This window comes from Mucilaginibacter xinganensis, from assembly GCF_002257585.1.
In the GTDB taxonomy this organism is placed as follows: Bacteria; Bacteroidota; Bacteroidia; order Sphingobacteriales; family Sphingobacteriaceae; genus Mucilaginibacter; species Mucilaginibacter xinganensis.
The window spans coordinates 3,473,744-3,496,743 of sequence record NZ_CP022743.1 but is presented as its reverse complement, the minus strand read 5'-3'; the positions used below and the strand labels follow the sequence as shown (position 1 = coordinate 3,496,743).

General features: G+C 40.8%; 16 protein-coding genes and 1 pseudogene. 12 read left to right on the top strand and 5 right to left on the bottom strand.

Annotated features, from left to right (window positions below):
- Window positions 1-75: 75 nt before the first annotated feature.
- From MuYL_RS15325 to MuYL_RS15300, 7 genes and pseudogenes are all read left to right on the top strand, one after another.
- Window positions 76-711, top strand: a complete 636-nt coding sequence (locus MuYL_RS15325) for an RNA polymerase sigma factor (RefSeq protein WP_094571403.1) — start codon at window positions 76-78, stop codon at window positions 709-711.
- A 2-nt stretch (window positions 712-713) separates the two neighbouring features.
- Window positions 714-2,012 (top strand): hypothetical protein, encoded by a 1,299-nt coding sequence (locus MuYL_RS15320; protein WP_094571402.1) that lies wholly within the window; start codon window positions 714-716, stop codon window positions 2,010-2,012.
- Between the two features lie 3 nt (window positions 2,013-2,015).
- Window positions 2,016-2,558 (top strand): YceI family protein, encoded by a 543-nt coding sequence (locus MuYL_RS15315; RefSeq protein WP_094571401.1) that lies wholly within the window; start codon window positions 2,016-2,018, stop codon window positions 2,556-2,558.
- 23 nt (window positions 2,559-2,581) lie between these two features.
- Complete coding sequence (locus MuYL_RS15310) at window positions 2,582-3,514, top strand: DUF5777 family beta-barrel protein (protein WP_094571400.1); 933 nt, start codon at window positions 2,582-2,584, stop codon at window positions 3,512-3,514.
- Between the two features lie 141 nt (window positions 3,515-3,655).
- The gene (locus MuYL_RS15305) at window positions 3,656-5,833 is read left to right on the top strand and encodes an outer membrane protein assembly factor BamB family protein (RefSeq protein WP_094571399.1); all 2,178 of its coding nucleotides are present in this window, start codon (window positions 3,656-3,658) and stop codon (window positions 5,831-5,833) included.
- A gap of 69 nt (window positions 5,834-5,902) precedes the next feature.
- A pseudogene (locus MuYL_RS23810) lies at window positions 5,903-5,986 on the top strand (TMEM175 family protein); the annotation flags it as partial.
- A 52-nt stretch (window positions 5,987-6,038) separates the two neighbouring features.
- Entirely contained in the window at window positions 6,039-6,497 is a 459-nt protein-coding gene (locus tag MuYL_RS15300) for a TMEM175 family protein (protein WP_262493694.1), read from the top strand.
- Between the two features lie 168 nt (window positions 6,498-6,665).
- On the opposite strand, the gene MuYL_RS15295 is transcribed toward MuYL_RS15300, so the two are convergent.
- The 5 genes from MuYL_RS15295 to MuYL_RS15275 form a co-directional block, all read right to left on the bottom strand.
- Complete coding sequence (locus MuYL_RS15295) at window positions 6,666-7,466, bottom strand: hypothetical protein (protein WP_094571398.1); 801 nt, start codon at window positions 7,464-7,466, stop codon at window positions 6,666-6,668.
- Between the two features lie 73 nt (window positions 7,467-7,539).
- Window positions 7,540-8,088: a hypothetical protein gene (locus tag MuYL_RS15290; protein WP_094571397.1), complete on the bottom strand. Its 549-nt coding sequence runs from the start codon at window positions 8,086-8,088 to the stop codon at window positions 7,540-7,542.
- A gap of 166 nt (window positions 8,089-8,254) precedes the next feature.
- The gene (locus tag MuYL_RS15285; protein WP_094571396.1) at window positions 8,255-8,998 is read right to left on the bottom strand and encodes an outer membrane beta-barrel protein; all 744 of its coding nucleotides are present in this window, start codon (window positions 8,996-8,998) and stop codon (window positions 8,255-8,257) included.
- Window positions 8,999-9,302: 304 nt separating this feature from the next.
- Window positions 9,303-10,889 carry a SusD/RagB family nutrient-binding outer membrane lipoprotein gene (locus MuYL_RS15280; RefSeq protein WP_157740870.1) on the bottom strand — a complete coding sequence of 529 codons (1,587 nt, stop codon included), beginning with the start codon at window positions 10,887-10,889 and terminating at the stop codon, window positions 9,303-9,305.
- 34 nt (window positions 10,890-10,923) lie between these two features.
- Entirely contained in the window at window positions 10,924-13,974 is a 3,051-nt protein-coding gene (locus MuYL_RS15275; RefSeq protein ID WP_157740868.1) for a SusC/RagA family TonB-linked outer membrane protein, read from the bottom strand.
- A gap of 337 nt (window positions 13,975-14,311) precedes the next feature.
- Here MuYL_RS15275 and MuYL_RS15270 point away from each other — a divergent pair, with 337 nt between their 5' ends.
- The 5 genes from MuYL_RS15270 to MuYL_RS15250 all read left to right on the top strand — a co-directional run bounded on the left by MuYL_RS15270 (window position 14,312) and on the right by MuYL_RS15250 (window position 22,962).
- Window positions 14,312-15,397, top strand: coding sequence for a c-type cytochrome (locus tag MuYL_RS15270; protein ID WP_094572967.1), 1,086 nt, complete (start codon window positions 14,312-14,314; stop codon window positions 15,395-15,397).
- Complete coding sequence (locus MuYL_RS15265) at window positions 15,394-15,849, top strand: DsrE family protein (RefSeq protein ID WP_094571393.1); 456 nt, start codon at window positions 15,394-15,396, stop codon at window positions 15,847-15,849. Before MuYL_RS15270 ends, MuYL_RS15265 begins: the two co-directional genes overlap by 4 nt.
- A gap of 250 nt (window positions 15,850-16,099) precedes the next feature.
- Window positions 16,100-19,474, top strand: coding sequence for a DEAD/DEAH box helicase (locus tag MuYL_RS15260; protein WP_245845572.1), 3,375 nt, complete (start codon window positions 16,100-16,102; stop codon window positions 19,472-19,474).
- A gap of 304 nt (window positions 19,475-19,778) precedes the next feature.
- Window positions 19,779-20,573: a polysaccharide biosynthesis/export family protein gene (locus MuYL_RS15255; protein ID WP_094571392.1), complete on the top strand. Its 795-nt coding sequence runs from the start codon at window positions 19,779-19,781 to the stop codon at window positions 20,571-20,573.
- A gap of 37 nt (window positions 20,574-20,610) precedes the next feature.
- Window positions 20,611-22,962 carry a GumC family protein gene (locus tag MuYL_RS15250; protein ID WP_094571391.1) on the top strand — a complete coding sequence of 784 codons (2,352 nt, stop codon included), beginning with the start codon at window positions 20,611-20,613 and terminating at the stop codon, window positions 22,960-22,962.
- Window positions 22,963-23,000 lie beyond the last annotated feature (38 nt).

The following is a 23,000-nucleotide window of genomic DNA, read 5'->3' as shown; positions in this document are numbered from 1 at the left end:
CAACCTTTTTTTTAAAATCAACGTGATAATGTTTAGGTAACGGGAATTAACAAATAATAAGAAGATATAACCCAAATGGGAGAAGAAGAGTTACATCAACTTATCGGGGGCTGTATAAAACAGGACAGAAAATGCCAGAAAATGCTTTACAAAGCTTTCTACGGTTTTTCTATGGGCATCTGTTTGCGGTATACAGGTAACCGTGACGAAGCAGCTGAAGTAATGAATCAGGGTTTTTTCAAGGTTTTTACACACATTCAAAGTTTTGATACAAGCAGGCCGTTTAAAGCCTGGCTCGGAAAAATAATGATGAATGTTTCCATTGATCATTACCGGGCAAATCTCAAAATGGCATATACAGAAGATCTGGATCAGGCCGAACATATCAGCGATGGTGATATAGCGGATAAAAACCTGAACTATAATGATCTTTTGACAATGGTTCAAAAGCTTCCCCAAGCCTACAGAACCGTATTTAACCTTTTTGCTATTGAAGGTTACTCGCACGAGGAAATTGCAACAATGCTTAACATAAATGCAGGAACGTCAAAGTCAAACTTGCATAAGGCCAGGCAAAAGCTGAAGCTAATGATATTTAAGGCGGATACGCCTGTTAACAATGCTAATTATAATAAAGGCATGGATTACACCTCGATAGTTGCTATAAAGGCAATTAACATGAATGGGGTGTTTATAAACAAAGGTATTTGAGAATGAGTACAGATAACGAAAAGAGATTAGATGATCTTTTTAAAAAGAAGTTGGAAGACCCGGTTGATGAGATCAGGTACGAGGAGGAGGATTGGGATGCCCTTGAACAAATGCTGGATAAGCCTAAAAGGAAAGGCATTATCTGGTTGTTACCTATGCTGGGTGCTGTAGCGGCCATGCTATTGCTATTTTTAGGTTGGTGGGCTTTCAGGCCTAAAACCAACACACAGCCAAACAAAGATCAAATGCATGCAGCCATCAAACAGGCAGGAGGTGATACAGCTGCAGGTAAAAGCAGTGCCCGTGGGTTGAAAAATACAGATGGGGTGTTGCAAAGGCAGGCAAATGTACAGCCAAAGCCAGCTGATACTTTATCAACTCATAAGTTAGTACAGCAAAGCGTTACACCAGGGCAAAAAAAGCTGGCTAATGCCGCTTACGCTACAAAAGTCAAAACTAATAAAACAATGCCGGGCTTACCATCACGCGGTTTGTCAGGGGACACTGCTTTTAATGAAAAAATCAATAGATATAAAGCCGGCGGAGGCGTTAATGATGAACTAATAGCAACAAATTCGGCAGCTATTTTTAGCCTTCCTTCTACCGCAGCGCAACCGGTTAGGCAAATTGATCTTCCAAGGCCGGCCTATGTGGCGCCGGCTGGAGTTTCTGCAATAAAAAGCAGTAAAAAAGGAGGTTTTCGTCCGCAATATGCTTTAAGTGTTGTAGCTGCGCCTGATATAAATGGAGTTGGCTCGTTCCAGCAAAGTAAATTGGGAACCAATATAGGTTTAATGTTTGCCGCAACAGTGTCTAAGAAGTTTACCATAAGCACAGGTGCACTATACTCCGTTAAACCATACCTTACTAATTTCAATAATTATAATACGGGTTCGGCTTATAAATTCCCTGCTAATCCGGTAAATGTTACAGCTGATTGCCGGATGCTGGATATTCCGTTAAATGTTAATTACCAGCTTTACCATAAACAACAAAATAAATTCTCTCTTGGAACAGGCTTATCATCTTACATTATGTTGCACGAAAGCTACAAGTTTAATTATAATTACGGTGCATCAGGCCCTTCAGGTTACAATGTGGCTAACCCTGGGAAATACTTTTTTGGCGTAGTCAATTTAAATGCCACCTATGAAAGGCAGCTTAATTCAAAGGTAGGGATAAGTGTACAGCCGTACCTTAAACTTCCGCTGTCAAACGTTGGCTACAGCCAGGTTAAATTACAAACAACCGGCGTAGCGGTAGGGCTTAGCTGGAACTTAAATTCGTTAACAAAACCCTAGAAAATGAAACATATCAGTATTATTTTACTTGCCTGGATGATGAATTTCCAGGCAGGGCAGGAGCTCTATGTCTGTAAAAATGCCACTATCAGCCTTTTTTCGAGCGCTCCTATTGAAGATATAAAAGCTTCAACCTCAACAGGCGTATCCGTTTTAAATACAGCAACGGGCGAATTAAATTTCAGTGTGGCTATCGCTTCGTTAAAATTTGAAAAGTCTCTAATGCAGGAACACTTTAATTCTGACTATATGGAAAGTGACAAATATCCCCGGGCGACTTTTAAAGGTAAAATTGCCGAAAAAATAGATGCCGCCCAGGATGGCACTTACCCGGTGAATGTTACCGGCGATCTGACAGTGCACAACGTCACCGCGCATAGAACTATCCCGGGCACACTTGTAATAAAGGGTGGGGTTATCAGCATGAAATCGGAGTTTATGGTGAAATGTGCTGATCACCATATTGATATTCCCAGAATTGTATTTCACAACATTGCCGAAACCATTAAGATCAATGTTTCAGCCACTTACACCGCCAATAAATAAATCACCCTATAAAAACTTCACACATGAAAAAAGGTATAATCCTGTTAAGCTTCCTGTTGGTTAGCTTTAATATAATGGCTCAAAAGGCCGAGGAATCAAAGAAAACAACCGCCGCCGATTCGCTGCTTAATGCAATGAACAGCGACGGGCAATCCGGCCCGGTTGTTATTTCCAAGTCATCCAGATATATTTTATCACAAAGCTCCGAAACCATTAAAAAGAAAAACCTGAATTTTTTGGTAATCCATCGATTTGGCGACTTTGCCGGAAAAAATGGTGGCGGGCAAACTTATTTTGGGCTGGATGCTGTTGCAGATGTTTATCTGGGGTTTGAATACGGTATTTCTGACAACCTGAACATTGATATCGGCCGCAGCACAATTGGGGGGCTTGCAGACCTTGAACTCAAGTACGCCTTATTGCATCAAACCGCCAACGGCTCATCACCGTTGGCCATAACGCTGATTGGCGAAACAGGTTTTAGGCCTTATGGTGTCAATTTTACTGCTTTTTCTGATAGGGTTTCATACTTTGCGCAGGCAATTTTCGCAAGAAAGTTTTCTCCCGGATTATCCATTCAGGTAGCGCCATCTTATGTACGTAACAATACCCCGATTCCTTTTGTGGTCGGTAATGACCTTGATTTCGTATCGCTATCAGCAACCGCCCGTATAAAAGTTACCAGGCACATGGGTTTAATAATTGATTACGCGCATCCTTTCTCCTCTTTCCAAAAAGATAAGATCAATGGGTTTTCAGACCCGCTTGGCTTCGGTGTCGAAATAGAAACAGGCGGGCACGTGTTTACCATGAATGTTAGCAATGCGCGTGCAATTAATGAAATTAATTATCTCAGTGGTACCCAATCCAGTTATGGCAGAGGGCAATATCGTTTAGGATTTACAATATCCAGGATGTTTGACTTTAACAGCCATAAGGAAACAAAAAAAGAATAATAACTTAACGAAATACAATTTGACTAAAGTGGGCCTTATTGTATGAGGCGGATATTTATTACGGTCGAAATAGATGCAGTTTTTGTTTTCAATATAATGTGTTTAGCTTAGCAGTAGCACCAAATAAGCCTAACATATTTTATGAAGACCACGCCGTTAATCTGTTTTGTATTTGCAATATGCGTTATTACTTCCTGTAAAAAAAAGATACCGGCTGCTGACAATACTGAATGGCGCACTTATGCCGGTTCGAAAGAAGGGAACAGGTATTCGTCAAACACAGAGATAACCCCGCGCAACGTTGGCCAGCTTAAAATTGCCTGGGTGTTTAGCTCTAATGATAAGGATAGCGCTAACCGGAGCCAAAATCAGTGCAACCCGGTAGTGATTGACGGTATTTTGTATGCTACCAGCCCAAAACTTAAGCTATTTGCGTTAGATGCAGCTTCGGGCGTACAAAAATGGATGTTTGACCCGGCCAAACAGGATACTTCAAAAAAGGATGATCCGCTGGCTTATTATAAAGTGTCACGTGGTGTAGTTTACTGGGCGGATGAAAACGGCGATAATAAAAGGATCTTTTACAGCGTTGGCTCAAAAACTTATGCCATTGATGCTGAAAACGGACGGCCAATCAGCAGCTTTGGTAAAAGGGGATATTTAGACCTTACAAAAGACCTTGGAAAAGAAACAAACTCTTTTGTTTCGGGCACAACACCCGGCGTTATTTATAAAGATGTTTTAATTGTAGGTACCCGTGTTGCAGAATCGGAAGATGCGGCACCGGGGCATGTACGCGCTTACGATGCTCTCACCGGTAAACTTCGTTGGATCTTCCACACCATCCCGCATCCGGGTGAAAAAGGGTATGAAACCTGGCCCGACAAAAACGCCTGGAAAAGTTTAGGCGGGGCTAATAACTGGTCGGGTATGGCGCTTGATGAAAAGAGGGGGATTGTATTTATCCCACTGGGCTCCATAGGCGGCGATTTTTACGGGGGCAACCGTAAAGGCGCAAATTTGTATGCAAATTCTTTGGTGGCACTTGATGCGGCCACCGGCAAATATATCTGGCATTACCAGGTAGTTCATCACGATCTCTGGGACCGCGATCTCCCTGCAAATCCTAACCTGGTAACCATTAAGCATGATGGTAAAACCATTGATGCGGTAGCGCAAATTACAAAGCACGGCTTTATTTTTATGTTCGACCGGACTAATGGCAAGCCCATATTCCCGATTGAAGAGAAGCCTGTACCCCAAAATGGCTTACCGGGTGAGGAGGTTTGGCCAACCCAGCCCATCCCAACCTTACCCCAGCCTTTTGCCCGCCAGCATTTCGGAGTTGAGGACGTAACCGACATCAGCCCCGAAACACATGCGCTGATGCTTGCCAAATATAAACAAGTGAAATATAATGCCATGTTCTCACCCCCGTCTAAAGATGGCGGATGGATTTTTCCTGGCTTTGACGGAGGCGGCGAATGGGGAGGGGCGGCGGTTGACTCTGAATCTAAAATTATGTATATCAGCAATTCCGAAATGCCCTGGGCACAGGTGATGATAGATGTACCAAAGAACATTAACGATCATACTATGCAGGGTATGGGGCATGCCATTTATAATAAATATTGTATTGCCTGCCATGGTGCCGGGTTAAAGGGGAACGGAACGTCGTACCCCTCATTGGTTAATATTAATAAAAAGTATAATGAAGAGCAGGTAAGCGGGATCATTGCAAACGGGCGAAACATGATGCCTTCGTTTAAACAGATCCCGGCAGATGAAAAAAAAGCACTCCTGGCTTTTGTGTTAAAGCTGCCTGAAAAGGAGCCGGCCAACCGGCAAATAGCTAAAGAGCCCGTAAGTGATAAATCGGCAAATATAGCGCCTTATGTGATGAATGGTTATAATCGCTTTTTAGATAAAGATGGCTATCCTGGCATTAAACCGCCATGGGGCTCTCTAAACGCTGTTGATCTAACCTCGGGAAAGCTTTTATGGAAAGTCCCCCTGGGTGAATACCCGGAACTTACAAAAAAGGGAATCCCGATTACTGGTACCGAGTTATATGGCGGCCCGCTGGTAACCAAAGGCGGCCTTGTTTTTATTGCTGCTACAAAAGACGAAAAGATCAGGGCGTTTGACAAACAAACCGGCAAGCAGCTGTGGGAAGCAAAGTTGCCCGCTGCAGGGTACGCCACGCCCGCCACATACGCAATAGGCGGCAGGCAATATGTTGTGATAGCTTGCGGCGGTGGAAAGATCGGCAGCAAATCAGGCGATAGCTATGTTTGTTTTGCTTTGCCCGCAAAATAGCTATGTTTTAATATTATCTTCTCAACATTCATTTGAATTTGATATTTTGTAAACTATTAAGAATGCATTATGGAGAAAGGGCGTTTAGAGGCGTTTAGCGATGGTGTTATAGCTATTATTATCACAATTATGGTTTTGGAGCTTAAGGTGCCGCACGGTGCGGATATCAAGTCGTTGTTGCCATTGTATCCTGTATTTTTAAGTTATGTGCTCAGGCTTTATTTACGTAGGGATTTACTGGAACAACCATCACCATACCTTACAGGCCGCAAAATCGGTAAACGGCGCAATTCTATGGACGAATATGTTGCTGTTGTTCTGGCTTTCATTAATTCCTTTTGTTACAGCCTGGATGGGTGAAAATCATTTTGCACAATGGCCGGTTACCTGTTATGGAATTGTGCTCATCATGTGCTCTATATCCTATGCAGTTTTTATGATGGCGCTGGTTCGTCACCACGGCCGGGACTCACTGTTGGCACATGCTATCGGTAAGGACAGGAAGGGGAGTATCTCCACCGTTATTTACGCGCTGGCAATTATTGCTTCTTTTTTTTCATCAAAAATAAGCGTCGCATTATATATTCTTGTGGCCTGTATCTGGTTTATTCCCGATAAGCGAATAGAGAAAAAGATCGTGGTAAATGAACCCGCTTGCGAATAATCATTAGCCATCACTTCGTTAAATTAACGTGAATTCGATATAATTATTGATTAAACATGCTTATTATCAGTTACTTACGGTTGTTTATCTCGTGATAAAAAGCAAATGCGCTGATAATCAGCATGTTTCACAGTGTTCCGGGTGTTCCGCATGCAAAAATGGAACGCGCTAAGCAACTTGCATATTGCTTGCCGCTTGCCAAACGCGTGACTTTGCCCCAAGGGAAAGCCAAAGCGCCAATATACAGCCATAACTACCACCGCGTTCTACCCATTCAAATATTTCATAGTGAGGGTAAAATAGTTCGCTGATCATTTTCCAGATTAAAAAAACTAAAAGTACCGGGCGTATGGGTTTTAGCAGTACCGCTACAGCGGCTGCAACCTCAAAAGCACCTATGATGTGCGCTGTGTTTACCGGATCATTAAAACCAAGCATCGCGTATTGCCCGATCAATGATTTTTTGACGATCAGGTTGAGCCAACCATGGCCCGCGAGCAGCAGGAACACCACTACCTTTAAACAGGTTATTCCCTTTGCCAGCGTACTTGCATCAGGCATAAAATCCGGATCAATTGGGGTAAATAAATTTTTAAGGTTTAACTTAATACCGCCCGAAAAAATTAAAAGCGCCAGCGGTGCACCAAAATTTCCGGCGCGTTCAATAAGTTCTGCAAATGGCTCGCCCGACAGCGGGCGTAATGATGCCGTAACTATGCCCCAGGCAACAAGCCACAGCGGGATGATTCGTAAAGGAGAAACCAGCATTATTATGCCGCATACAATATCGAAACCGCCCACCCATGGCATAAGCTGGTAAGCCATTGTTTTGCCTACCCCGAAAACCGCGAAATAGTTGCACCAGATCTCTTTGGTAATAATACCAAATGATCCGTGCCCGATAAAGCACATTGCCACCGCAAACCGCAATGTATAATGGATTTTTTGTTGAATATTAAGGTTCAGCATGTGATATATAAATATAAGCTCCGTATCCTTTTGTTACGGAGAAAAGTGATCAAAAATGTTAATTTAATGGAGTTTAACAAAACATTTTTGGAGGCTGGTGAGGGATGGTTATATAATTTTTAACGTGGTCAAAATTGCCTGTGATGCTATTGCCTTGTAAAGTAACCACAGTCGGCGAAAACCTGAACAATACAACAGGGTAATTATAATTGCCAAGGTCAATTGATTTGCCGAAGGGGACATGATCCTTTTTAGTTACCGGGATATCGGAAATCTGACTGGCGTTAATAATGTTTTGGTTAAATAACCTTGTCTTTTCGTAATTCGGAACGCACATCAGGTAAATGGTGTCCTTTGTTAATTTAAGTTTTACGTAATTGTAACAGGTATTTTTAAATTGGATCTGCCCGTTTATTTTCTCAAACGAACTCCAGTTTTGTGCTAGCGCAGTGTGTGCGGGTACTTTTATTTGTACCAGGTCATGCACGTTGTAAAGGTTTTTGCTGATCTGGTCATTGAATAATTTATCAGACCGGTAAACAAAATATTGATAAAGCACCAGATGCCCGCAAATGGTAAATATCTGCAAACCAAGTAATGCTATGGCTATCAACTTTTTCAATTAGTCAGTTCAATTGGCTATTGCTAATGTATCAGAAAATAATTAAACATTAAAAATTTATCTGCAAATAAAAACGTTCGGTAAAGCCCGGATGATTTGCCTCGAAAAACAGAAAAGGCAGCCATTTTGTGGCTGCCCTTAAATATATCAAGATAGTTATTTGCAGTTAAAAATGAACCCCAATACCAAATGTCGATTGCAGTTCGCTGATCGGCTGTTTGGTTACCAAACGGCCATTTGTTCCAAGAGCTGATACATCACCGGTAGTAGATACCTTAATACCGTCAGATTTTACGTAGTTAAGGCGTAAGCCAATGTCCCAGCCTTCAGCAAACTCCCAACGTAGGGCGGCATTGCCCCCATAAGCAAAAGCAGAACCTTTTGAGCTGTTTTGGGTAATGGTTTGTTGTGCAACATTTCCGCTGGATACATAGATAGTAAGTTGCGGAGTTGACGAGCTTTTAACTAAACCGGCATCTGCCCTAAGGTCAAGAATAAACTTACCGTATTGAAAAGAGTATTGCGGGCCACCCATGAAATTTAAATTATGGTACCTGTTAACACCCTGAACCAGTGTAGAATTTACTTTAAGCGTACTGTTATATCCATCGGCAAGGATTTGAACATCAGGAATGCTGAGTTCGCCCTGGTCCTGGAAAGAGAAGATTGCGCCAAATCCCAGGTTCTTATAAAAATAATATGCACCTTCTAATCCGAATGTTGCGCCACGCCTGGCAAAACCAGCTTTGTTGTTTTCGTAGGTCTTTTGCGCAAAATCACCCATCGGGTTTGAAATACCGCCTATAAGTGCCAGGTAGCTTTTAACGTATTGTTTGGTGTCGGTATCCTGTGCTTTCGCGTAAAAAGAGATAAGTGTAATGATTGAAATTAGTGTAAGTGTTTTTTTCATTTTATGGTGTAAGGAGCTTTTTTATTTATGATTATTTAATATTGCAAATACTGTTACATCGGTAATGCAAACGTGTAAAGGAATACAAAAGTATTCATATTAATTCTTAAAAAATGTTAAATATTGGCTGCGATACAGCCATATTTATTAAGGCGCTAAAATAATGCTAAATAATCATTCTGGCAGTAATTCTTTAAACTTCTTAAACCCGGTGCAGTTTGCAAGCAATTTCATCATTAAAAACGATCACCTTATACGTAAAAAGATGATCGTTTTTTAATGATGGCTCTATAAGCGGTAAGTTTTATTGCGCGTCCCAATACATTCGCGACGTGATTTTATCTCCCCCTGTCATGCCGGCTACCGCAGCATTGTAATTAGCCGTATTCACCTGTTTATCAACTGAAGAGTAATACATCCTTCTTGGTATGGCTCCCGGCGATTGGCTGCCTGTGTAAGTTACCGGTTTTAAAGCAGGATAGCCCGTGCGCCGATAATTGGCCCACGCTTCATACTCGTTAAAAAATGTGCATGCCCAAAATTGGGTATTGATCATTTCCAGCCCATTGGCGTCGTCATAGGGGTGAGCCTCTAAATAGGTTGTTGCATCGTCATCGCTAATCACGCCTGCATCGCCGAACGCAGCCAATTGCGTTATTGCCGCATGCACGCCATTGTTGTAATGTTCTTCCGCATTGCCAATACCCCATCGTTTGGCTGCATCAGCCAATAAAAATTCCGATTCCGCATACGTTAAAACTAAAGTCGGGGCGGTTGCGTTAAAAATAATCGGGCTTGGGCGCGAGTATAAATTTATATTACCCAGGTATGCGGGCGGGCCCAGGTAGCTTAGAATGCCATGGGGTGTGTTTCCTGCGTCATAACCATTTGGCAGCCCATTTTGGTCAGCAGGGTCAGCAGAGCCGCCGGTCGGATCGCCCCCGGCTGAAAAATCCGGCGGGTACACGTATGACAGCACTGGCAACCGTGGGTCGCTATTATCTTTCAAAAAGTCGATAAAAGTTTTGCTGATCTGCCCGGATAATTGGATATCTCCGTCTTCGCCTATGCCTCTGTAAATCCTGTTTATGGTTAGCGGATCATTTGTACCATGCGCCACAATAGCATTGTCACTGTTACTCTGCATGGTTTTGCCGGCTACCCTGGTTACATAAGCTTTTGCTGTTTCGGGCTCAACTTTAGTTAAACGCATAGCCATCCGCAGCAGCAAAGTGTTGCCGAATCTTTTCCACGCACCTATCTGGTCGTCAGCACCTGAATAGAAAAGGTCTCCTGTTGGTTTATCCGCATTTGCATCAAGACTATCCGTTGCTTGTTCCACTTCCTTTAAAAGATCAGCGTATATATCCTTTTGTTTATCATATTTGGGGAAATAAATGCCCTTATTATAAGCTTGTCCTGCCTGGAAGTAAGGGACATCACCATAAACATCCGTTATCCGCTCAAAAGCCATTGCCTTAATTATCCGGGCTATTTGGTGCAGGTTTTTGTATTGAGGTTTACCAGCTGTGATGGTATAAAGATCAACCGCGTTTTTTATGGTTGATGTATAAGTATGATCAAAAAACGATCCCCAGCCGCCACTGGTAGGTGCCCCGAGGTATTTATCGCCAAAATAATAAGGCGATGTAGAAGCCCAATGCTGTATCATGCAGCCCGCTCCCTGTATCTCTGTTTCTTCCACTTCAATAGCATTATCGGTGCTGCCGGTATAATACAGCTGCGTTGCGGTCAAAATATTATTCGGATTAAATGCATCCACAGATACCGAATTAGGATCGGTATTGGTTTTTATCAGGTCCTTCTTGCACGAAGCTAAAGTTGTTAATATAACAGCGCTTGCAAGGATATATTTGGTTTGTAATTTCATGTTAAGCAGTTTGTTAATTTTATCAATCATCATGTTAAAACTTCACATTAAGGTTAAGCCCGAAGGTCCTGGTGTAAGGTACTGTAGCCTGTTCAATACCCTGCGGCCCGTTTGAATAATTTGATTCCGGATCAATGTTGGGGGTATGTTTCATAATGGTAAGCACATTGCGGGCAACCGCGCTTAATGTGATGCCCTGTATTTTATTATTGAATACGGTGGCCGGGAACGTATAACCTAATACAATTTGTCTTAATTTAATGAAGCTGTCGTTATACAAAAACATGGATCCATTGTTACTCATTGCAGCATAATAATCTTGTGGATTAATTTGTTCGGTACCGTACTTTAGGTCACGGCCAGGTAGGGTTTGTTTCGAAAGGCCGTAGATATAGCCATAATAGTTAGTCCCTGAAAAAATCTTACCGCCAAATTTTCCATCAATAAGAACCGAAAGGTTCAGGTGTTTATACCTAAAGTCGGTAGTAATACCGGTTGTCCATGGACTTATGCCTGAACCCAGATCCTTGTAAGTAGCAAGGCTCGGATCCGGAGCTCCGGTCTCAGGATTAATTATTGGCTTGCCGCTGGCGTCTCTCGCAGGATCTAAAGCGAAAATTTGGTAGGCGGATTTTCCAACCACCTGCGACATGTAAGCTATTCCATTGCCTTCATCCTCTCCTGCACGCGAATAACCAAGCGGGTAATTTGATGATCCGTTAGAAAGTGATAATACCTTATTGTTATTATAAGTTATGTTTAGTGTCTCGGTCCAACTGAAATGCTGTGTCTTAACCGGCACGCCCGAAACCAGGAACTCAATACCCTTATTCTGTATGGTGCCAGAATTTAATAAAACAGCGTCATATCCGGAAGTTTTTGAAGTTACAGCGGGGATGACTTCTTTACTTTCCTTTTTGTTATAATATGCTATGTCAAAATGCAGCCTGCTTTTAAAAAATGAAAGTTCAGTGCCAATTTCAAACTCCTTTGCAGATGAGGGTTCTAATGCTGAATTTGGGACGGTTCCTCCGTTAGATATATTGCCTATGGCATGTCCGCTTAAGTTGCCGATGTTGTTATAGCCTAGTAATGTTTGGTAAGGGGAGTCCGCTTCGCCGCCAACATTGGCGTATCCCAGTCTCAGCTTGCCAAGGTCCATCCATTCTGCATGAAGCAGTTCAGAAAAAACGAATGAGCCGCTCAAAGACGGATAAAAGTAATTTGTTTTACCCGGTGCAAGCGTTGAATACCAGTCATTGCGGCCGGTAACCGTTAAATACAGATAGTTTTTGTATGACAGATCAAGCGTTCCGTAGAGTGATTTATTAACTACTACCGGGTTGCTTTCATACTCAGTAGGGCTGGCAAGGTTGCCAACTGTATATAAATACGGTGTTTCAAATGTATTTCCTGTTGCGTCAAGCTGGTCGACAACGGCTTTTCTGGAGTTGGCACCGATCAGTACATTGGCGTTAAAATCTTTTGTTACTTTAAAAGATTTGCCAATTATGGCGTCCATGTTCAGTTCAGTTGATTTAATGTGCTCCAGTGTCATTGCTCCATCCGGCTGATAGGCGGTGCCGTTGGGCGTTACAATGGTGTTAATATCGCCAAAATAATCTTCGCCTACTCTAAACTGCAGGTACAAGCCATTATCAAAGGTGTATTTAGCATCTGCCGAACCGATAAAACGGTTGCGATTGGTATTATTGATGAACTTATAAGCTACAAAATAAGGGTTAGTAGTGTATGCATCATCTAAAAATTGATTTTCTGAGCCATCAGCTTTGTACCCGGGATACAGCGAAGTAATGTTTACGTTTCTTGGAAGAAACATCGGGGCAAAGTTTAAACTCCCGGCGGCGTCTGACACGCTTGGGCGATTGTGTGTAAATGCATTTATATATTGAGCCTTTAACTGAAGGTCCAGGTGTTTATCTAATTTGTAATTGGTGGATAGCGAAAACGATTGTTGCTGATAACCCGCATTCGGAATAATACTGTTATTATGAAGATCGCTTGCGGAAAAGCGGAGGCTTCCATCATCACCCAGCGACTTGCTAAAAGAAACAGTGTTGGTAGCAGCACCACCATTTTTGTAAAATCGTTTCATATTGCCTGGGACATAGGAATATGGCCTTTGAACACCATCAAACTGAAAAACCGAAGAGCCATCCAGCGGAGCGCCCCAGCTGGATAGGCCCAATTCAAAAGCTTCGCTGGCATTTGCAGGTTTTAAACCTGCGGATCCCTGTCCGTACGTCGTTTGCCAGTCGGTATTGTCAATCACGCTTTCAATAACATAGTTGGAGTTGAACTCAACTCCGGTTCCTTTGGCGTTCTTACCGGATTTTGTTGTGATAAGAATAACGCCTTTGCTGCCGCGATAACCATATAAGGCAGAAGCGGCCGCACCTTTTAATACCGAGATAGTTTCTATATCATCCGGATTGATGTTGATGGTGCCGTCACCACCGTCTGCTCCGCCGTAACCGCCGCCGACGTCGGTTTGCCTGTAGTTGCTGTTTTGCATTGGGATGCCATCTATTACATACAATGGCTGGTTTGACCCGGTAATGTCTGATATACCACGAATAATGACATTGGCTGATCCGCCAGGTCCGGTAGCTACATTACTTACGTTAACACCAGCCACTTTTCCTTCCAGGCCATTAACAAAATTTGTTTCGCGGGCTTCAGTAAGCGACGACCCTTTTATTTCAGTAACTGAATACCCCAAAGCGCGTCTCTCTCTTTTAATGCCCAGAGCAGTAACCACCACATCTTTTAATTGCTCGGATGATGGCTGCAGTTTTACGTTTATTACGGCCTGGTTTGCTATAGGCACTTCTGTTCGTTTGTAACCTATGTAAGTAAATACTAATGTAGTGGAAGCGTCAGCCGCTATCGTGTAGTTTCCGCTGGCATCTGTAAATACACCTTTGGTAGTTCCTTTTACGCTTACAGTAACGCCAATAAGGGTTTCATTTGTTTGGGCATCAGTTACCTTGCCGGTAATTGTGGAAGTGGTGTTTTGCCCAAATACATTACCGCAGAAAAGCAAAATAAGTGTTGTTATCATGACTTGGTTTTGCAGGAGCAGTAAAGGTTTTTGAAAGTAAAATTTTTTTCTCATAGAGCGAGTTTTGGGGTTAAAAGCTAAATTTTTTAATTTGAGTGTAATTTATAGGTAAGAGCGACACCTAAAGTCAACATTAACCAGAGAGGTAATGATGAAAATATGGCAGGTACAGTAAATATAATGTTAAAATCAAATCAAAAAATTTCAAATCAAAAATATTTTGTACCATATTCGTTACGCGTTTATCATGTAACAATGTAATAATTGGGGTTGATTTAGGTATTTGCTTATCAGCTTTATGTTAATCTTTAATAACCTTGATAAACACACAAATATTATGCAAAATCGGGAGGAAAAAGAGCTGATAAATGCCGTTATGAAAATAGCACATTATCTTGTTTTTATCACTTCCCTGGTTGTTTGTGCTATGCTTATTATAATTACGGTGTTAGTTGCAGGCGTTTCCTCAAACACGTGGTCCTACCGTAAAGTTCCTTCCGTACCGTCAAAATCGTCGATAATAATAAAACCGTCAAACCCGGTCGCAACTGAGGTTTGGAGATCGCCCGCTCCGGGAACAATACCTGCCGGCAAAGCAGGTGACCAAATCAGGTATGGCGGTGAGCTTATAGCGCACACAGCAAATTATTTTGGGCCGAAAGGCACTATAGCGCAAATCAGCAACGGAATGAATTGCCAGAATTGTCACCTTGATGGCGGCAGCAGGTTGTTTGGAAATAATTTTGGAGGGTTTATAGCAAGTTATCCTAAAATGAGTAATCGCTCGGGCAGAGTGGAGCCGGCAGCCGAACGAATTGTTGAATGCTTTAACCGGAGTTTGGGCGGTAAAAGTCCGGATACTGATAGGAATGAAGTGCGGGCAATGCTGGCTTACATGAAATGGATGGGAGGTGGTGTTAAAAAAGGCCAAAAACTATATGGGAGTGGTACCGAAAAGTTGCCTTATTTAAACGTTCCGGCCAACGCGGTTAAAGGTAAGATAGTTTTTTTGTTGAAATGCAAAAGCTGCCACGGTGATAAAGGGGAAGGGCGATTAGCGATAGACCAAAGGTCATATCTATATCCGCCATTGTGGGGAGAACATAGTTACAATGATGGGGCGGGAATGTTTCGTGTAATTAATCTTGCCGGTTTTGTAAAAAATAACATGCCGTATGGCGCAACTTATAAAAGCCCGCAATTAACTGATCAGGAAGCTTGGGATGTTGCTGCTTTTATAAATTCACAGCCGCGCATGCACCGCAATCAGCATTCCGACTGGCCGGATATTAAAAGAAAACCGATAGATTTACCGTTTGGCCCATATGCTGATCCATTTAGTGAAAAGCAGCATAAGCTGGGGCCTTTTAAGCCAATTGAAGCATTCTATAAATCACTTACCTATAAAAATAAAAACTTATGAAAAAGTACATTTTAATAGCCGCAATATGCTCCTTACTCACACTTGTAAAATCGGCAAATGCGCAAACTGACGCAGCAGCCTTCACAGGTGCGCAACCTAAATTGGAACATTACGATGCGTTATATGTGCTGAACTCCAGCGATGAGAAGAAGATTCGGGGTACGCTTCGCAATATGGATAATGCACTGGAAGACCCACGACTTAAAGGAAAGCTGCACATTGAACTGATAGTTTTTGGGGATGGTGTTGCAGTTTACATGAAATCGGGATTGTTTGAGCAGGCTTTGAAAAGTTTACAGGCAAAAGGAGTGGTGTTAGCAGAATGCAGCAATACCGTAAGGGAACGAAAAATAGATAAAAATGACCTGTTCGATTTTATATCGTATGTGCCGAGCGGAAACGGCGAAATTATTTTGCGACATTTTGATGGATGGGCTATAGTACACCCATGATTTAAGATCGTTGTTTTTATCATGTGGTCCGATTTTTTTTCGATGATTAGTTGGCGAAACACTCCATTTGGATGATTGGCAATATCTTAAATTTGAATAACACCGATGAACGTATTAAATATATTTTCTTTTAGAGTGTTTATTACTATAGGTTATTACCCAGGTACATTGAGTGGTAAAACTTACCAAACCTTTTAATTAACTGATAATTGTTTAGATATTTACCCATTAATAGGTATAAGAAATATAATTGAGTAAGCTACGCAGAGATAAGGATAATACTTCAGGAGATCATGCAGTTATTTTTGAAGGGGTTACTATTGCAGTCCTAACCGAGACCGTTATATCAAAACACAGTATTGCAGGCATTTACACAGATCAGGTTGACAGCCGACATATATTTCCTGTTGAGCTTGCTATTAATAAGGGCGTATTTACCAATAAATACTTAAAGACTGCTTATCCGGATGTGACCGTGACCCAGGAAAGCGGTCAGCTAAATTTAGTATGTGAGTGCAGCGATAAAGGCGAACTCCTTTGTGAACACCAGGCCGCAATATTATCTGCCATAGTTAAAAGGGATGAATTACGTGTTTTCTTCGACGAAAGCCTCCGTTACGAAAAGCTTAAAAAAATTGCTGTTGATTACGGGATGGAACGGGAGGCTAGTCTTGACCGCTTTTTTAAAATAGAATATGCAAATGGTCAGCTTAATATAAGTCCATTTTCAAACTCGTTAACAGCTGTTACAAAGGAGGCACTTGGTCTTTTAACAACTATCGTTGTTCCTGCCATAGTGCCCTTAGATATAGAAGAAAGTACAGTAGTTGTGGTACTTAAGGAACATAAATATTATAAATACCTTTTTGTTGAATTGTATAAAGCGGGAATGAGTAAGGAGGGGAAAATTAAAAACCCGCTAACCGCCGTTCCGCCGCTCGATTTTATTTGGACAACAGAAGACCCCAAACAGCTGAAATTTTTCACTGGTATTCATAAATTTCAAAATCACTTGAATAAAATAGCAAGCGACGCAGATATTTTAGCATTGAGAGCGATAGTTAACAATCCAATGGAATATGATTTTTACTATCATGACAGTACGATCTCTGAAAATGTAACTGCCGGCTCTATTATGCCGGTAAAAGTGGGTTTGCTTAATGGGGACGTGAAATTAGCTGTTGAACCCCGGGAGCCGTTTTTTGAATTATCAGGCACCCTGGTGATCAATGATAAAATTTATGAAGTAAAAGACCTGAGACTAAAATTTACCTATTTTATATTTAACGGAGAAGATTTATACCTTGTAAATAACCTGCAGCAACTTAATATAATTAGCCTGTTAACAAAAAAACAGGACAATTTGTTGGTACACACTTCCAAATTTGATGAGTTCCGAAAGCAGCTGTTAGTAAAGCTGGAGGATAAGGTAGCGGTTAATTATAAGCATATCCCGCTTGCAACACCCTTACAGTTAAAGCAGCAGGGATTTAATAATGAAACGGAAAGGATTATCTACCTTTCTGATTTCGGCGCACATGTGATGATTATACCGGTTATGCGCTATGGTGAAGTGGAAATTTCAGTGAGAACCAAAAAGCAAATTTATTCTGTTGACAACGGTGGGAAACAGTTTTTGGTAAAACGTAATGATGACGATGAAATCAACTTCACAGCGTTATTGGTTAAGCAACATCCCTTTTTTGAGGAGCAACTGGATAACGACCTGGATTACTTTTATCTGCACAAAAAACGATTTTTAGATGAGGATTGGTTTTTAAATGTATTTGATGAATGGCATAATAAGAAAATAACTGTACTTGGCTTTAATGAGCTGGAAGGAAACAAACTAAATCCGCATAAAGTAAAAATTAACATAAAGGTATTAAGCGGTTTTAATTGGTTTAATGTTGCTGTAAACGTTCAGTTTGGAAAAAAAAGGGCTGCGCTCAAGCAGATTTACAGGGCAGTAAAAAATAAGACAAAGTATGTGCAACTGGATGACGGCACCACCGGTATTTTGCCTGCCGAATGGATTGAAAAATTCACTGGTTATTTCAATTCAGGAGAAGTTACTGACCAAATCCTTCAAATTGCTAAAACTAACTTTATGGCTATAGATCAACTGTTTGACGCGGCAATGCTGGACGAGAAAGTTAAGGATGAAATCAGCGTGTATCATCAAAAACTTGACAACTTTGATAATATCAAGCCCGTTGCAGTTCCTGTTGGATTTATAGGGAGTTTGCGACACTACCAGCAGCAGGGTTTGGGCTGGCTCAACTTTCTGGACGATTTTAACTTCGGTGGCTGCCTGGCTGACGATATGGGCCTGGGTAAAACTGTACAAGTTATAGCGTTTATACTTTCACAGCGGGCAAGGGTTAAACAAAATACTAACCTGGTTGTAGTGCCAACCTCATTGATCCATAACTGGCAGCAGGAGATTCAGAAATTTGCACCTTCTGTAGCAATACACACTATTTATGGTTCAGGAAGGATAAAAAGCATTGCAGATTTTGATAATTATGAGATCGTCCTAACTTCTTATGGCACCTTGCTCTCAGATGTTGTTTTCCTGAAGGATTATGCGTTTAACTATATTTTTCTTGATGAATCGCAGCAGATTAAGAACCCCGAATCGCAAAGGTATAAAGCGGCCCGCTTATTAAAATCCCGTAACAAGGTGGTTCTCACGGGTACACCTGTGGAAAATAACACCTATGATTTGTACGGTCAGTTATCATTTGCCTGCCCCGGTCTGCTTGGAAGTAAACTGTATTTTAAACAGATTTATTCATCGCCCATTGATATGTTTAAAAGTAGCAGGAGAGCGACGGAACTTCAGAATAAAATTAGCCCATTTATCCTGCGGCGAACCAAGAAACAGGTAGCGCCTGACCTTCCCGAAAAAACCGAAATGGTGCTTTATTGTGAAATGAAGCCCGAACAGCGTAACATATATGATGCTTACGAAAAGGAGTTCAGGGATTATATTTCTGCCACTACAGATGATATTTTGAAGAAGACGCCGATGAATGTTTTAAAAGGCCTTACCCGGCTCCGGCAGATCTGTGATTCTCCGCTTCTGATAGAAGGAGAAAAAGTGCCCGGGAATGCTTCCGCCAAAATTGATGCGCTAATGGAGGAGATTGAAGGTAAAATGCCGCAGCACAAAATCCTGGTGTTTTCGCAATTCGTCTCAATGCTTAACTTGATAAAAAAAGAACTGTTGGGCCGCGGTATAACTTTTACCTGCTTAACAGGCCAAACCCGAAACCGGCGCGCGGTTATAGAGGAGTTTCAAAACAATCCGGGAATAAAGGTTTTTCTGATCAGTTTAAAGGCGGGAGGGACCGGGCTAAATTTAACTGAAGCTGACTATGTTTATCTTGTTGATCCATGGTGGAACCCAGCTGTAGAGAACCAGGCCATTGACCGTTGCCACCGGATAGGGCAAGATAAAAACATAGTTGCCGTAAGGCTTATTTGCCCGAGTACAGTTGAGGAAAAGATCCAACTGATGCAGGAATCAAAACGAGACCTCGCCAATAGTCTTGTAAAAACGGACACTTCTTTTATTAATTCCTTTTCAAAAACGGAACTTTTAAATTTGTTGAATTAAATTAAAGAATTTTAAAACAAATCCATACTTATGTTTGTATTAGCAGTGCTATTTGTCTGAATAGTATTAATTTTGTGTATTTTGTGATTGGTAAATACATGAAAGTATAATAAAAAGGTAATATTGTCTGTTTTATCATGTTTATATATAGAAATACTATATTTTTTTAAGTAAACACCGTTAATTTAATGTTTAAAAAACCATTGCCGGCGGAATAAAATTTTTGAGTTACCTTAAAAATAGCTACTTTTAGCGCCGAATGCTCTTTTTAAATTGCAGCAAAATAAAAACGCAAACATCAAATATGAGAAAAAAACTATCCCCCAATATATTTTTATTTTTAGCTTTTATAATAACAATAAGTTCATGTGTTAACAGAAAACAGATAGTTTATTTTCAAAAGGGGGCTCATAAATCTGATACAATAGCCGCAATTCAGGCGTATGTTCCCAAAATACAGCCGGGAGACATTCTGGGTATCGCAGTGGCATCTTTGAACAGTACTGCAAGTGGTTTCTTTAATCCGTATTCAGCTTCTGGTGCTGATGCCTCCGGATCAGGAGGTGGAGCAGCATCGGTTGCTACTGCTGCGCCTGGTTTCTTGGTAGATTCTGCGGGCACCATAGAGTTGCCACTTATTGGGCCCTTGAAAGTAGCCGGTCTGAACACATCACAGGCCAGGGATTTAATAAAAAGTCATTTAACCACCTATCTAAAAGAACCAACCGTTAATGTGAGGTTTCTTAATTACAAAATTTCAGTATTAGGTGAAGTTGCACATCCCTCAGTTTATATAATCCCAAATGAGCGAATTACGATAACAGAAGCTATAAGTATGGCGGGGGACCTTACTATTTATGGTAAGCGCACTAATGTGATGGTGATAAGGGATGTAGATGGAAAGAAAGAATTCGGTTCTATAAATCTCAACGGACGTGAAATTTTCAATTCTCCATACTATTATTTGCATTCGGGCGATGTTTTATATGTAGAACAAGGAAAAGGTAAAATTGCAGCCAGCGACGAGGCCTTTAGAATTATACCATTAGTTCTCACTTCCCTATCGGTTATAATCCTTGCTATTTACAGGTTTAGATAATTCCTTTTTTATTAATCAATATAGAATATATTTATAAATGAACACAGACAGTGAATTTAATATTGTTAATGAAGAAGAACCGCAGATAAATTTCCGTGAAATTTTATCCAAATATCTCCATCATTGGAAATGGTTTATTCTATCCCTTGCGTTGTTTCTTGGGCTTGGCTTTTTGTATGTAAAGATCACGACTCCTTTATATCAAGTTGAAACGGACTTGTTGATAAAAGAAGACAAGAACAATTCCACATCGGGTGGAGACGATATTTTGAAAAGTTTAGATCTCTTTTCTTCTGATAAGATCATTGATAACGAGATCCAGATTTTAAAGTCTTACACTTTAATGGAGCAGGTTTTTAAAACTCTGGGTTTAGATGTGTCTTACTTTTTAAATGGCAATACAAGAAAAGTTCCAATTTATGAGCATCTGCCTTTCCATGCCGAACTTTTAAAACCTTCTCTTAGCTCGTATACGGATTTCCTGAAAATTGAGATAGTAAACGCTACTACGGTTAAAGTTAACGGAAAAAATTATTTGTTTAACCATCCCATTAAAACCGAATTAGGGATCATTTTATTGACGAGTTCCGGAGTCGATGCTAAATATTTTAATACCGAGATTGATATCCATTTTAATAAATTCTCAAGTCTTTACCAGGGCTATAGCAATAACTTAACAATAACACCAGTAAGTAAGGAAGGGACTGTATTAATTATTACTTACGAAGATGCAATTCCTAAACGGGGAGAAGACATTCTTAACAGATTGGTATATGAATATAACAATGCTGCCGTACAGGATAAAAATAAAGTAACCTCAAGTACTTTACTATTTGTTGAAGATCGTTTAAGGAAGTTGGCGGAAGAACTGGGATCGGCAGAGAAAAATGTAGAATCATACAAATCAGCCAATAAAATAACTGACATAAGTGCGCAGTCGCAAATCTTTATGCAGGGCGTTCAACAAAATGATGTTGACCAAAACAAGATAAATATTCAGCTGAGCGTTATTAGAAACCTGGAAGAATATATAAATAACTCAAAAGGACAATCGGGAAGATTGCCTTCGATGCTGGGAATTGAGGATCCCACTCTTTTGGCTTTGGTTTCTAAACTTGGCGATGCGGAGCTAAAAAAGGAAAGCTTATTACAAACCGTTCCGGAAACAAACCCTATCGTAATTTCTATCAATGACCAAATAAATTCGCTTAAGGCAACTATTGAGCAATCAGTTAAGAACCTTAAATCGGGATTGATGGTAACGCAGCAACAGCTTAAAAACCGGAATAATACCTTTGAATCCATTATAAAGCAAGTTCCGGCTAAAGAACGCGGTTTAATTGATGTGATGCGCCAGCAGGACATTAAAAATACGCTTTTCACATTTTTGCTGCAGAAACGTGAGGAGCAGGAAATGTCATTGGCTTCTAATTTACCGGATAGCCGTACCATTGATGTTGCAAGGAGCACCCCATTCCCTGTAAAGCCGGTTAAACCTTTATTAATGACCATTTTCTTTTTTATAGGACTGCTGCTACCAATTGTAGTTATTTATTTGAGAGAAGCATTAAATAATAAGATTACCAAACGATCTGACATAGAGCGCTTAACTAAAGTGCCAATTTTGGCCGAAATTGCCCATTCGGACGATTCGAGCCAGCTGATCACTGTCGATAAGCCGCGTTCAATGATATCGGAGCAAATTAGGGCATTAAGGACAAATTTGCAGTTTATAAGCGCTGAGGCCAGTCATAAGGTGTTGTTATTTACATCAGGTACAAGCGGTGAAGGTAAATCCTTCGTTTCTTTAAATTTGGGTGCAAGTTTAGCTATGTCCGGAAAAAAAGTAGTGATTTTGGAGTTTGACTTAAGGAAGCCGAAGCTTCATGTGGCGCTGCAAATGGAGAATGAGAGGGGCCTGTCTAACTACTTAATAAGTGACTATAGCTACAAGGATATTATTAAGGAAATTCCACAACAGCCGGATTATTATATCATTACAAGCGGTCCTGTTCCGCCTAATCCCGCTGAGTTACTGGCTAACGGGCGAATGGATTCTTTGATTCAGGATTTGCAAAGGGATTTTGATTTCGTAATCATTGATGCCCCTCCTGTAGGATTAGTTACAGATGCTCAAATTTTAAGTAAATATGCTAATGCAACGATGTTTATTGTGCGGCATAACTACACATTTAAAAAGCAAATTGTTTTGATTGACGATTTTTACAGAAACAAGAAATTTGCCAATATAAATATCATTTTCAATTCAATTGATTATAGCTCGGGTTATGGTTATGGCTATGGTTATGGCTACGGCTACGGTTATGGTAATGGTTATTATCATGAAGAAAAACCAAAAAAGAAATTGCTTTTTAAAAGAAAAAAATAATAACCAGTTTGGTTATAAACGCGGACAAAAAATATAAA